We start from the raw sequence: 12,919 nt of genomic DNA, 5'->3' as shown, positions 1-12,919 counted from the left end.
AATGAGCGGGAAGGGGGCAGAAACCGGCAAGGGAAAGCATAAAAAAAGAGGCCGACATTGCGGTCGGCCTCTCTGGTGTTTATCTCAACGGAATGTCGGGTGCCCGATCAATCCTCTTCAGCCCAGCGGCGTGAACGCTCAACCGCTTTTTGCCAGCCGCTGTAACGTTTGGCGCGATCGTCTCTGTCCATCTGCGGGATGAACTCGCGGTCCACGCTGAACTTGTCTTCCAGCTCGTCCGAGCTCTTCCAGAAGCCGACGGCCAGACCCGCCAGGAAGGCGGCGCCCATGGCGGTAGTCTCGATGCGGGTCGGACGCACTACCGGGGTGTGCATCATGTCAGCCTGGAACTGCATCAGGAAGTCGTTGGCTACGGCGCCGCCGTCTACTTTCAGCGCTGCCAGCTTGATGCCGGAGTCCTGCTGCATCGCATCCAGCACATCGCGGCTCTGATAGGCGATGGATTCCAGCGCCGCACGGATGATGTGGTTGCGGTTGGCGCCACGGGTCAGACCGACCATGGTGCCGCGAGCATACGGATCCCAGTAGGGCGCACCCAGACCGACGAAGGCCGGTACCAGATAGACGCCGTTGGTATCGCCCACCTTGGAGGCGAAGTAGTCGGTGTCGCGGGCATCGTGGATGATCTTCAGCTCGTCACGCAGCCACTGGATGGTGGCGCCGCCCATAAACACTGCACCTTCCAGCGCGTAGTTCACTTCCCCTTTCGGGCCGATGGCAACGGTAGTCAGCAGGCCGTTGCTGGAGCGAACCGGCTCGGTGCCGGTGTTCATCAGCATGAAGCAGCCGGTGCCGTAGGTGTTCTTGGCCATCCCTTTTTCAAAGCAGAGCTGGCCGAACAGGGCAGACTGCTGGTCACCGGCGATACCGGCGATGGGGATGCGGGAACCGCCGCCACGGGTGGTGTAGCCGTACACTTCGGAAGAGGGTTTCACTTCCGGCAGCATGGACATGGGGATGCCCAGCTCGTCCAGCATCTTCTCGTCCCACTTCAGCTCACGGATGTTGTAGAGCATGGTACGGGAGGCGTTGGTCGGGTCGGTGACATGCACTTCGCCATTGGTCATCTTCCAGACCAGCCAGGTATCGATGGTGCCGAACAGCAGCTCGCCGTTCATCGCCTTCTCGCGGGCACCTTCCACGTTGTCGAGGATCCACTTCACCTTGGTACCGGAGAAGTAGGCATCCAGCACCAGACCTGTGTTCTCGCGAACGTACTCTTCCAGACCACGCGCTTTCAGCTCTTCACAGATGGCGGCGGTGCGGCGGCACTGCCAGACGATGGCGTTGTAGATGGGCTTGCCGGTGGCCTTTTCCCAGACAACGGTGGTTTCACGCTGGTTGGTGATACCGATGGCGGCGATCTCTTCGCTGCGCAGCCCGGTCTTGGCCAGCACTTCGGTAAAGACGGAGGATTGGGTTGCCCAGATCTCCATCGGGTCGTGCTCTACCCAGCCCGCTTTCGGGTAGTGCTGGGTGAATTCGCGCTGGGAGGTGCCAACGATATTGGCATCCTGATCAAACACGATGGCGCGGGAAGAGGTGGTTCCCTGGTCCAGAGCGACGACATATTTCTTTTCAGCAGACATGATGTTCTCCACGTTTCTATTTTCCACGTTTTTATACGTTGGAGGGGCCGCTCTTATGCGGCAGCCTCTTCTTTGGCGGTTTGGGTCGCTTGCTCGGTGGTGACGACACGGTTGCCCGGGACGCAGGGAGCCAGCACTTTGACATACAGAGCAGTACCAATCTGGGCGCCAACGATGGGGCCAAGGATCGGAACCCAGAAGTAGGGGTTGTCACGACCACCGGTCAGGGCAACATCACCCCAGCCAGCAAAGAACGCGAACAGTTTCGGACCAAAGTCACGGGCCGGGTTCATGGCAAAACCGGTTAACGGGCCAAGGGAGGCACCGATCACCGCGATCAGGATACCGATCAGCAGAGCGGCTGCGAAACCTTTGGGAGCGCCGTTGTTGTTGTCACCCAGCGCCATGATGCCCAGCATCAGGACGGCAGTGATCACCAGCTCGACGGCAAAAGCTTGCATGTTGGTCAGCAGGGCATTGGGATAGGTGGAGAAGATCCCGGCGGTGCCGAGGCTCTCGACGCTGCCGCGCACCACGTTATGGGTCACTTCCCACTGGGTGAAAAGGTTACCATAAAGGAAGTAGACAAGGGCGGCGAAGCAGAAGGCACCGGCCATCTGGGCGATGATGTAGGGGACCACCTTGCGCTTGTCGAACCCGCAGAAGGTCATCAGCGCCAGGGTTACAGCAGGGTTCAGGTGAGCACCTGAAATGCCGCCGGTCACATAGATGGCGATGGCCACACCCAGACCCCAGGTAATGGAGATTTCCCACTGCCCGAAGTTGGCGCCTGCCAGCACCAGTGCAGCCACACATCCGACGCCGAAAAATATTAGCAGGCCGGTTCCGATAAACTCGGCGATGCACTCACCAAGCAGGGTATTGGGTCTTTGTATGCTCATACTTTTGTTCCTTATATCCACCCGTAGAGGTTTGATGTTCCGTTTTATCTTTTTGTGTCTATCCGTTGCCGCCGAAAACGTTTCCTTGTTGTTTTTGCGTCTTGCGCAAACGTTATGCTCGTTTGCGCTCGTTATCGGTCGTGACAGAAAATAACCCTTCCCAATAATTTCACCATCCCCCCTCCATAGGAAATGTGGACAAGATCCCACTCATTGCTAAGAAAATGTGACGTAAAGCATCTTGATAACCGCCAGTTACCACTTAGGGGGTAGCTTGCGGCCCTTGCCACACAAGGGCTGGCGCTTGCTGAGTGATTTCTCATTTGGAGCTTTTATTTGTAATAAAACTGCAATATTTGAGCATGCATCACAGATTAAATGAGCGCATATGAGCACAATAGGCTCGCTTACGAATCAGCGGACTCACATGATTCGTTGGAATGGTCAGGGCATCCTCAACCGCCCATAACAACAATAAGGAAGCAGAACATGCTTAGTCTCTTCAGGCCTGCGGCGCACATCGACAGGCTCCCGGCTGACAAGGTCGACCCCTTCTACAAACGCATGCGTTGGCAGGTGTTTTTCGGGATCTTCTTCGGTTACGCCGGCTACTATCTGGTACGGAAAAACTTCAGTCTGGCGATGCCCTATCTGATCGAGCAGGGCTTCTCCCGTGGTGATCTCGGTTTCGCGCTCTCCGGGGTCTCCATCGCTTACGGTTTGTCCAAGTTCCTGATGGGGAACGTCTCTGACCGTTCCAACGCCCGTTACTTCCTCTCCGCCGGTCTGCTGCTCTCGGCTGCCATCATGTTCATGATGGGTACCATGCACTGGGCCACCTCCAGCATTGCCATCATGTTTGTGCTGTTGTTCCTCAACGGCTGGGCACAGGGCATGGGCTGGCCGCCCTGCGGTCGCACCATGGTGCACTGGTGGTCACAGAAAGAGCGCGGCGAAGTGGTTGCGGTCTGGAACGTGGCGCACAACGTGGGCGGCGGCATGATTGGCCCGCTGTTTATCCTCGGGATGGGCTGGTTCAACGACTGGCGCAGCGCCTTTTATGTGCCTGCGGCAGCGGCGGCCGCCATCGCGGTGATCGCCTTCTTCGTGATGCGTGATACCCCGCAATCAGTCGGTCTGCCTCCCATCGAGGAGTACAAGAACGACTATCCGAAGGATTACAACGAGAGCCACGAGCAGGAGTTCTCCGCCAAGGAGATCTTCGTCAAGTACGTGCTGCACAACAAACTGCTGTGGTACATCGCGATCGCCAACGCCTTCGTTTACCTCATTCGTTACGGTGTGCTGGACTGGGCTCCAACCTACCTGAAAGAGGCCAAGCACTTCACCGTCGACAACTCCTCCTGGGCTTACTTCCTCTACGAGTGGGCCGGTATTCCGGGCACCCTGCTGTGTGGCTGGATCTCTGACAAGATGTTCCAGGGCCGCCGTGCCCCGGCCGGTATCCTGTTCATGGTGCTGGTGACCCTGGCTGTGCTGGTTTACTGGTTCAACCCGGCCGGCAACCCGACCATCGACATGATGGCGCTGGTGGCTATCGGCTTCCTGATCTACGGTCCTGTCATGCTGATCGGCCTCTATGCTCTTGAGCTGGCACCGAAGAAAGCAGCCGGTACTGCGGCAGGTTTCACCGGTCTGTTCGGTTATCTGGGCGGCGCCGTGGCAGCCAACGCCATGCTGGGTTATACCGTTGACCACTTCGGTTGGGATGGCGGCTTCATGGTGCTGACCGTCTCCTGCGTGCTCTCCATCATCCTGCTGGCGATGACCCTCAAGCATGAGAACATTGCCGTTGCGGCCAAGAAAGCGGCTGCCCATAAGGCATAAAACGTGATCCTCAGCTTATTGATCCCAAAGGGGATCAGGTAAACTGCCAAAAGGCCCCGCATCTGCCGGGGCCTTTTTTTGTCTCATCATCGGAGTGCAAGCGTGAAGCAAACCCAACGACATCTGGAGATCCTGGACGTCCTGACGCGGCAGGGATTTGTCTCGACCGACGATCTGGTGACCCACTTTGACGTCAGCCCCCAGACCATTCGCCGGGATCTGAACGATCTCGCCGAACAGAACAAGATCCGGCGCCATCATGGCGGTGCCTCCCTGCATTCGAGTACCGTCAATACCGCCTACAGCGCCCGTAAAGTGATGCAACTCAAGGAGAAAGAGCGCATCGCCCGCGAGGTCGCGGCCAATATTCCCGACGGCTCATCGCTCTTTATCGACATAGGTACCACCACCGAAGCCATTGCCCGCGCCCTGCTCGATCACCGCGAGCTGCGCATCGTCACCAACAACCTCAACGTGGCCAGCATTCTGACGGCCAAGGATGACTTCACCGTCATCATTGCCGGCGGCGAGATCCGCAACCGCGATGGCGGCATCGTGGGGGAGGCGACCCGCGACTTTATTGGTCAGTTTCGCATGGACTATGGCGTCATCGGGATTTCGGGGATCGACAACGACGGCTCCCTGCTCGATTTCGACTATCACGAGGTGAAGATTGCCCAGGCCATCATCGCCCACTCCCGTCAGGTCTTTCTGGCCGCTGACCACACCAAGTTTGGTCGCAATGCCATGGTCAATCTGGGCAATCTCAGCCAGATCCACGCCCTCTTTACCGATCAGGAGCCACCGGAAAAGCTGACGCGATTGATGGCGCAACACCAGATCGCCTGCCACATCTGCTGACGGCGAAACACGCCAAGGCTGTGCCGGTCGCCCGTCAGGGCGGCCTCCTTTCTCTCCCCCATCCCTGCACCCATATCCCCCCTTTATAGGTATTGCCAAAACCACTATTCAATCTGGTTTTTTTGGCTATTAACTCGCCGATGTTGGCCCGACGCCATTTGCTCAGCTGACCTGTCCCCTTTGCCACCTCTGGCGGGCTGTGGCGATCACACTTTCATCATAAAATGTTCGTTTGTTGTATTTTCATGTTCTAAAATGAGCGAAATCAAACATTGCTGTTATAGCAATCATAAAAATGAAAGTAGGTGAACATGAGCGAACATTATGATCTGGTCGTCGTCGGTGGCGGCATCAACGGGGTCGGCATCGCAGCCGATGCGGCAGGACGGGGTCTGAAGGTTGCCCTGTTTGAGGCGCAAGATCTCGCCTCTGCCACCTCGTCCAACTCCAGCAAGCTGATCCACGGCGGTTTGCGCTATCTCGAACATTACGAATTCCGGCTGGTGAAAGAGGCGTTGGCGGAGCGTGAGGTGCTGCTCGGTATGGCGCCTCACATCGCTCGTCCCATGCGTTTTCGCCTGCCGCACCGTCCACACCTGCGTCCGGCCTGGATGATCCGCGCCGGTCTGTTCCTCTATGACAATCTTGCCAAGCGCGACAAGCTCAAGGGGAGCTGTGGTGTGCGCTTCCTGCCGCAAGATGGCTTGACCGCAGGGATCAATAAGGGGTTTGAATACTCGGATGCCTGGGTCGACGATGCCCGGCTGGTTGTGCTTAACGCCATGATGGCCCGTGACAAGGGGGCCGATGTGCAGACCCGCACCCGCTGTATCAAGGCGGTGCGCGGATCCAAACACTGGACGCTCACTTTGGAGCGGGAAGGGGGCGAGCAGTTCACCGTCACCTGCCGTGGTCTGGTCAATGCGGCGGGTCCCTGGGTCAAGACCTTCTACGACGAGAGCCTGAACGAGAAATCCCCCCGCGGCATTCGCCTTATTAAAGGCAGCCACATGATAGTGCCGCGCATCCATAAGCGCGAAGAGGCCTATATCCTGCAAAACGAGGACAACCGTATCGTCTTCGTCATCCCGTATCAGCAGGACTACTCCCTCATCGGCACCACCGATGTGGAGCACCACGGCAGCCCGCGGGAAGCGAAGATCAGCGAGGCCGAAATTACCTACCTGTGCAAGGTGGTCAACGCCCACTTCACTCGCCAAATTGCGCCGAAAGATGTGATCTGGACTTACGCCGGGGTGCGCCCGCTCTGTGATGACGAGTCAGACTCGCCGCAGGCGGTGACCCGCGACTACACCCTCGAACTCTCTGGCGAGTCTGACGGTGCGCCGCTCTTGTCGGTGTTTGGCGGCAAGCTCACCACCTATCGCAAGCTGGCGCAGGCCGCCTGCAACAAGCTCAAGCCCTGGTTCAGCCAGATGGGGGATGACTGGACGGCGACCAGCCGTCTGCCCGGCGGCGAGTTTGACTGCTCGGTGCGCGAGCTGGCCCGCGCCTTTGCGCTGGAGTTTGACTGGCTCGATGATCGCAGTGCCCTGCGCATTGCCGAGGCCTATGGCGCCCATGCCCGTCTCTGGCTGAAAGAGGATCGCGGCATTCACTTCGGTGGCGGCCTGTACGAGTCGGAAGTGCGCTATCTCATCGAGCGGGAGTGGGCCTGTTCACTGGACGATATCCTCTGGCGCCGCAGCAAGCTGGGGCTGCGCCTGAACGACTCAGAGCAACAGATGCTGCAGATTTGGCTCGACCAATACCATCAGGCTCTGCGCAAGGCGAGCTGATGAGTGACGGTGGGCAGTGCGCTGCTGCCCACCGCTTTCCACCGTAAATATGCAACAAACCTCTGATAGAACAATTACCTACACACAATAATAAAGAGCATCACATATGAAAAAACTCGCCGTTTCCCTCATCGCCTTGAGCCTTGGGGCATCCCTCTCATTACCCGTGTTGGCTGCCGATGAAGGCAAGGTGGTGATCGCCCACCGTGGCGCTTCCGGCTACCTGCCCGAGCATACCCTGGAGTCCAAGGCGCTGGCCTATGGCATGGGGGCTGACTATCTGGAGCAGGATCTGGTGATGACCAAGGATGACCAGTTGGTGGTGATGCACGATCACTTCCTCGATGGCATCACCGATGTGGCGGCGCGTTTCCCCGGCCGTGCCCGTCCGGACGGCCGTTACTATGTGGTGGATTTCACCCTGGATGAGGTGCGTTCCCTGCGTATGACCGAACCGTTCCAGCTGGTGGATGGCAAGCAGGTGCCGGTCTATCCGGCCCGCTTCCCGCTCTGGAAGTCAGACTTCAAGATCCACACCTTCCAGGAGGAGATCGAGATGATCCAGGGGCTCAACAAGAGCACCGGCAAGAACATCGGGATCTATCCGGAGATCAAGGCGCCCTGGCTGTTCCGTCACGAAGGCAAGGATATCTCCAAGGCGGTGCTGAAGGTGCTCAAGGAGTACGGCTACACCGGGAAGGATGACAAGGTCTATCTGCAGTGCTTCGATGCCGATGAACTCAAGCGCATCAACAGCGAACTGATGCCCGCCATGGGTATGGATCTGAAACTGGTGCAGCTGATGGCCGAGACCGACTGGAACGAGACCATGGTCTACGACGCCAAGGGCAAGGCGACCCCCTACAACTATGACTGGATGTTCAAGCCGGGGGCGATGAAAACCATCGCCAGCTATGCCGAAGGGATTGGCCCGTGGAAGCCGATGATCGTCACCGAGCCGGGCACTTTGGGCAAACCGGTCTTCACCGGCATGGTAAAAGAAGCCCATGCGGCGGGCCTGAAAGTTCACCCCTATACCTTCCGTCAGGATGAGGGGCAGATCCCGGCCTATGCCAAGGACTTCACCGATCTGCTCAACATCTTCCTCTATCAAGCCGATGTGGACGGGGTGTTCAGTGACTTCCCTGACAAGGCGGTGGCCGTCATCAAGGCCCATCAAGAGGCGGCCAAATAGCACTCTGGCGCCATTTGAATGCAAAGCGAGGCCAATTGGCCTCGCTTTTTGTTTCAGGTTCCCGCAACGGGAGTGTGCGCCCTGTCAGAAAATAGCCAGATCACGTCATGGTGTGCCGGATCTGCATCATTTTACGCAGTTTTTACGTAGCAGATCGCTGGCATGAAATCGGCAGAGCGGTTAGTCTAGCGGCGTTGAACCAACCCCATGAGGTACAGATGAAAACCGTATTGCGTTTTAGCCTGCTGGGCGCCTTGTTGCTGGGTGGCCATGCCTTCGCCGCCGAGCCGAAAAAATTTGATATCAGCATGTTCCCAGCCGCTGACGTGAATCAGGAACGTGTGGTGATCCGCCTGCCTGAAGTCGAGAAAGAAGCCGACATGATGGTCGAGCTGCAGGTCGGCAAAAAGATGATGGTTGATTGCAACGTACCGCGTTTTGCAGGCAACCTGGAACAGCACAGCGTCAAAGGCTGGGGCTACAACTACCTGAAACTGGGCAAAGTCTCCGACCCCATCAGCACCCTGATGATGTGCCCGGATAACCAGCAGAAAGAGACCTTCGTCCAGATCTACGGTCAGGGCTTCTTCGTGAACTACAACTCAAAACTGCCGTTCGTGATTTACGTGCCGCAGGAGTATGAAGTGCGCTACCGTCTGTGGCGTGCCGACAACCTGGCCCAACCGGCCATGATTGAGTAAGCATGTTTGAACCAAAGGTTCAGCTGGTTCACCTGATGTGATAAATAAAGCGCCGTATGGCGCTTTATTTTTGCCTGCACAGTCCAAAAAGTGACGTGTAAATTGGCTGCGCGTTTACATAAGTTTATTATTTATCAACGTTTTTTGTGTGTTATGCCACAAAATCGGCGTCAACGATGGGGCAAAGTGACTTCGATAAAAGATATTTATTAACATAGTGAGAAAATTGATTTTGCACTCGGCGATGGCCTGATGATACTTGCCCGCAAAGGTCAAACTAACCAGAAAAAAGAGCACTATGAGCTTCGAATCAGACAAGCGTTTCAACGACTTCAAACATTTTCCCCGTGGCCTGCGTCGCAGTGGCGAATTCACTGTGGCCGAAGCGGACAGTCTGGAAAAGTATGGTACCGCCATGCTGGCACTCTACCAGGGCAACCTTGCACCCCGTGACGATGTCGAGTCCGCCTTTGTCGAGCAGGTCAAATCCGGCGAAGCCGGTGCCAACCCCCATGCCAAGGTGTGGTTCAAGTACCTCAAGGTGATCGGTCCCAAGCGCGTTCATCGCCTCTGCACCGTCGTTGGCGGCGCCAGCGAAGAGAGCAGCGGTGGCGGCAGCTTTGATGTCGGTGGTGGCAGCGGTGGTGGCAGTGACGAGTCCATCGATTAATGGATACCGAGCTGCTTCGGACCTTTATCGAGGTGAGCAAGACCCGGCACTTTGGCCGGGCTGCTGAAAATCTCTACCTGACCCAGTCGGCGGTGAGTTTCCGGATCCGCCAGCTAGAGCAGCAACTGGGTGTCAGTCTGTTTGCCCGTCATCGCAACAACATCCGCCTGACCGCCTCCGGTGAGCGTCTGCTGCCCTACGCAGACGCCATCTTGCACACCCTTGGTCGTGCCAAGCAGGATGTGGCACTCTCGCCAGGATTCAGCCAGCAGTTGGCTATCGGCGCGCCCGCTGTGTTCTGGGAGCTCGATTTCAACGACTGGCTCAATCATATCTATGCGCTGGCGCCCGGTTTGGCGGTGCGGCTGGAAACGGCTTCCCGCGAGCACCTCTGCCGTCAGTTGCTGGAGCGTTCCCTCGATCTGGCCCTGCTCTCCGAACCCACCAAGATCGACGAGATTGCCCTGCATCCCATCGGTGAGCTGGTGTTCGAGCTGGTGAGCCGGGATCCGGCCGCCAATGCCGACAACCTGATGCAGATGCCGCACATCCACCTCGACTGGGGCACCAGCTTCGAGCCGCAACCCAGCCGGTTGCAGAGCCTGCAAAAGACCCCGGTGCTGCACTCCAGCTCCGCCAGCATGGCGTTGCAGTTCGTGCTGGCCAACGGTGGTGCTGCCTACCTGCCACGGCGGATGGTCAGCCCCTTCCTCGAGAAGGGGGCGCTCCATCTGGTGGAGGGGGGCCAGCCGCTGAGCCGCCCGCTCTATCTCGCCTATCTGGAGAAATCCGATCGCCGGGAGCTGATCGATCAGCTGCTGACCCTGCCACTGGGTTGGCACGACGCCGAGCTGTGCCTCAACGTCGAATAAGCGTCGAGTGTTATCCAAGGAAGAGCCCACCCCACGGTGGGCTCTTCTGTTTGGGGAAAATTGCAGGGAGCGAGGTCACGTAATTGGCGCGGGAGGCTTGGCGTCATCGGCCTGTAACGGTACCTTTTCAGGCTGTTTATCCGATTGAGCACTGACAGGGATGGATTGTAATTGATCGACTTTAGTCACCCCGAATGGCGGGCGCTGGCGCAGCAGTTGCTGAGCCACTCACCTGTGGTGATCCGTGGCCGCCAGTGGCAACCGCTGGTGGGGCTGCTCAAGGATAACCAGCTGCTGCTTGCCCATGGCAGCCACAGCTATGAGCTCACCCTGGCCGGACGGCGCTATCTCACCCGCGAGCTGATGCTGGCCGAGATCGCCACCGCTCCCCCCGAGCCTGAGGAGTGGTTGCATGCTCAGGGCTGGCAATTGGGGGAGCAGGTCAACGAGCGGGTGCTGGCGGCGCTCTATCGCAAGAGCGAGGTGAACTTCACCCCCAACGAGCAGATCGATTTCGAGGACAAGGGGATCCGGCTTTGCGCCGATCAGCTGTTGCGCTTGCGCGCAGCCCAGCCGTTCAGCCTCTTTTTCAGCGGTGGCACCCTGATCGACGCAGCCCCCTGGTTGCAGGCGCTGGGGGAGGTGGCGCTACCCGAGCGCACCCTGGCGGGTCTTGGCAAGATCCTGTGGGGGGAGGGGAGTATCGAGCGGGTGATCACCACAGACAGCGTCGGCGCCTTTGCCGAGCTGCCTCTTGAACCCGGCACCTTGCTGGTGTGGGCCCCTCCATCGGCTCCTCTAGCCTTGCAGCAGGTGGTGGCCGCCTTGCCCCCCAATGTGTTGTGGAGTCATCTCACCGCTCTCGACCCTGCCGGGGTGGATCGGCTGCAGGCGCTGGCCCAGCGGCTGGGTCGTCCGGCCAGCTGGTGGTTGCCCCGTGATCTGGCCCCCATTCTCAGTGCGTATGCCCAACCTTTGATTGAGGCTAGGCCGTGGGAACCGAGCCGGATCCCCAAGCCATTGTTAGCAGTTTGTAGCGGTTTGGTTGAGTCCAATGGTGGCTTGTCGGCCGAGGTGTGCGCACTGGCGCCAGCGTGGCATGCCGTTGGTTGAAATTGGCCTGAAAGCGAGCCAAAAAGCGGTTTTCCCCCATTGAACGCGGTGATATAAAGAGTTGACGAAGCGCTCGCCAGATGAGCGCTTTTGTTTATCAAGCCGCTTTGCCACCCAACGAACTCAACGGAATACAGGGAATACCATGTTTGAAAAGGTTGTTGCCGCCCCAGCGGATCCGATCCTGGGCCTGACCGAAGCCTTCCGCGCTGACTCTCGCAGCCACAAGATCAATCTGGGCGTAGGGATCTACAAGGACGAGTCCGGTGCCACCCCAATTCTTCACTGCGTCAAGAAAGCCGAGCAGAAGCTGCTGACCGACGAGAAGACCAAGAACTACCTCGGTATTGAAGGCAATATCGAATATGGCCGCATCGTGCAGCAACTGCTGTTCGGGCAGCACTCTGCGCTGGTTGCCAGCGGTCGTGCCAAGACCGCGCAAGCGCCGGGCGGTACCGGTGCCCTGCGTATCGCGGCCGAATTCGTGGTGCGCAACGGTCTGGCCAAGACCATCTGGATCTCCGATCCCACCTGGGCCAACCACGTCAGCGTATTCCAGGCCGCGGGCCTGACCGTCAAGTGGTACAAGTACTACGACGCCGCCACCAAGGGACTCGACTTTGCCGCCATGCAGGCCTCGCTGGCCGAAGTGCAGCCGGGTGAGCTGGTGCTGCTGCACGGTTGCTGCCACAACCCGACCGGTATCGATCCCACTAGCGAGCAGTGGCGCGCGCTGGCCAAGCAGAGTGCGGCCGCCGGCTGGTTGCCGCTGTTTGACTTCGCCTATCAGGGTTTTGCCCGTGGTATCGAAGAGGATGCCGAAGGCCTGCGTATCTTCGCCGAGTGCCATGACGAGCTGCTGGTGGCGAGCTCTTTCTCCAAGAACTTCGGCCTCTATAACGAGCGGGTCGGCGCCTTCACGCTGGTGAGCGCGACCAAGGAGATCGCCGATGTGGCCTTCACTCAGGTCAAGACCGTGATCCGTGCCAACTACTCCAACCCGCCGTCACACGGCGCCGCTGTGGTCACCGCCGTGGTGAGCGATCCGGCGCTCTATGCCGAGTGGGTCGAAGAAGTGGCTGCCATGCGGGTGCGCATTCGCGAGATGCGCGAATTGCTGGTCGAGAAGCTGGCTGCCCTCGGCGTAAGCCAGGATTTCAGCTTTATCCGCGAGCAGAACGGCATGTTCTCCTTCTCCGGTCTCACCAAGGAGCAGGTGGAGCGCCTCAAGAGCGAATTTGCCATCTACATCGTCGGCTCAGGCCGGATCAGCGTAGCCGGGATTACCCGCGCCAATATCGATCCCCTGTGCGAGGCCATTGCCAAGGTGCTGTAATCGCATCGCCTT

11 protein-coding genes are annotated in these 12,919 nt (G+C 58.5%); 9 read left to right on the top strand and 2 right to left on the bottom strand.

Annotated features, from left to right (window positions below):
- Nucleotides 1–107 precede the first annotated feature (107 nt).
- Nucleotides 108–1,610, bottom strand: coding sequence for a glycerol kinase GlpK (gene glpK / locus AB5Z02_RS13060; protein ID WP_005337546.1), 1,503 nt, complete (start codon nt 1,608–1,610; stop codon nt 108–110).
- 53 nt (nt 1,611–1,663) lie between these two features.
- Entirely contained in the window at nt 1,664–2,512 is an 849-nt protein-coding gene (locus AB5Z02_RS13055) for an MIP/aquaporin family protein (protein ID WP_005350866.1), read from the bottom strand.
- A gap of 489 nt (nt 2,513–3,001) precedes the next feature.
- Here AB5Z02_RS13055 and glpT point away from each other — a divergent pair, with 489 nt between their 5' ends.
- From glpT to AB5Z02_RS13010, 9 genes are all read left to right on the top strand, one after another.
- Nucleotides 3,002–4,360, top strand: coding sequence for a glycerol-3-phosphate transporter (gene glpT, locus AB5Z02_RS13050; RefSeq protein WP_005337540.1), 1,359 nt, complete (start codon nt 3,002–3,004; stop codon nt 4,358–4,360).
- Between the two features lie 102 nt (nt 4,361–4,462).
- On the top strand, nt 4,463–5,221 hold the full coding sequence (locus AB5Z02_RS13045; RefSeq protein ID WP_005347045.1) for a DeoR/GlpR family transcriptional regulator: 759 nt from the start codon (nt 4,463–4,465) through the stop codon (nt 5,219–5,221).
- A gap of 311 nt (nt 5,222–5,532) precedes the next feature.
- On the top strand, nt 5,533–7,020 hold the full coding sequence (gene glpD, locus AB5Z02_RS13040) for a glycerol-3-phosphate dehydrogenase (RefSeq protein WP_368216127.1): 1,488 nt from the start codon (nt 5,533–5,535) through the stop codon (nt 7,018–7,020).
- A gap of 106 nt (nt 7,021–7,126) precedes the next feature.
- Nucleotides 7,127–8,215 (top strand): glycerophosphodiester phosphodiesterase, encoded by a 1,089-nt coding sequence (gene glpQ / locus AB5Z02_RS13035; protein WP_005337531.1) that lies wholly within the window; start codon nt 7,127–7,129, stop codon nt 8,213–8,215.
- A 218-nt stretch (nt 8,216–8,433) separates the two neighbouring features.
- Nucleotides 8,434–8,916, top strand: coding sequence for a serine protease inhibitor ecotin (gene eco, locus AB5Z02_RS13030; RefSeq protein WP_005337529.1), 483 nt, complete (start codon nt 8,434–8,436; stop codon nt 8,914–8,916).
- A 298-nt stretch (nt 8,917–9,214) separates the two neighbouring features.
- On the top strand, nt 9,215–9,586 hold the full coding sequence (locus AB5Z02_RS13025; RefSeq protein ID WP_005350885.1) for a DUF413 domain-containing protein: 372 nt from the start codon (nt 9,215–9,217) through the stop codon (nt 9,584–9,586).
- Nucleotides 9,586–10,458: an HTH-type transcriptional regulator HdfR gene (gene hdfR, locus AB5Z02_RS13020; RefSeq protein WP_201974614.1), complete on the top strand. Its 873-nt coding sequence runs from the start codon at nt 9,586–9,588 to the stop codon at nt 10,456–10,458. Before AB5Z02_RS13025 ends, hdfR begins: the two co-directional genes overlap by 1 nt.
- Nucleotides 10,459–10,629: 171 nt before the next feature.
- Nucleotides 10,630–11,571 (top strand): hypothetical protein, encoded by a 942-nt coding sequence (locus AB5Z02_RS13015; RefSeq protein ID WP_368216126.1) that lies wholly within the window; start codon nt 10,630–10,632, stop codon nt 11,569–11,571.
- 145 nt (nt 11,572–11,716) lie between these two features.
- On the top strand, nt 11,717–12,907 hold the full coding sequence (locus AB5Z02_RS13010; protein WP_201950490.1) for an amino acid aminotransferase: 1,191 nt from the start codon (nt 11,717–11,719) through the stop codon (nt 12,905–12,907).
- The last annotated feature ends 12 nt before the right edge of the window (nt 12,908–12,919 follow it).

The sequence above is a fragment of the Aeromonas sp. R2-3 genome (genome assembly GCF_040908375.1).
Lineage (GTDB): Bacteria > Pseudomonadota > Gammaproteobacteria > Enterobacterales > Aeromonadaceae > Aeromonas > Aeromonas veronii.
This window is presented reverse-complemented; position numbering and strand designations above follow the sequence as displayed.

Coding starts and splice junctions, on each gene's coding strand:
- hdfR (WP_201974614.1), top strand. CDS start 9,586: ATGGATACCGAGCTGCTTCGGACCTTTATCGAGGTGAGCAAGACCCGG.
- glpD (WP_368216127.1), top strand. CDS start 5,533: ATGAGCGAACATTATGATCTGGTCGTCGTCGGTGGCGGCATCAACGGG.
- AB5Z02_RS13010 (WP_201950490.1), top strand. CDS start 11,717: ATGTTTGAAAAGGTTGTTGCCGCCCCAGCGGATCCGATCCTGGGCCTG.
- glpK (WP_005337546.1), bottom strand. CDS start 1,610: ATGTCTGCTGAAAAGAAATATGTCGTCGCTCTGGACCAGGGAACCACC.
- glpQ (WP_005337531.1), top strand. CDS start 7,127: ATGAAAAAACTCGCCGTTTCCCTCATCGCCTTGAGCCTTGGGGCATCC.
- AB5Z02_RS13025 (WP_005350885.1), top strand. CDS start 9,215: ATGAGCTTCGAATCAGACAAGCGTTTCAACGACTTCAAACATTTTCCC.
- eco (WP_005337529.1), top strand. CDS start 8,434: ATGAAAACCGTATTGCGTTTTAGCCTGCTGGGCGCCTTGTTGCTGGGT.
- AB5Z02_RS13055 (WP_005350866.1), bottom strand. CDS start 2,512: ATGAGCATACAAAGACCCAATACCCTGCTTGGTGAGTGCATCGCCGAG.
- glpT (WP_005337540.1), top strand. CDS start 3,002: ATGCTTAGTCTCTTCAGGCCTGCGGCGCACATCGACAGGCTCCCGGCT.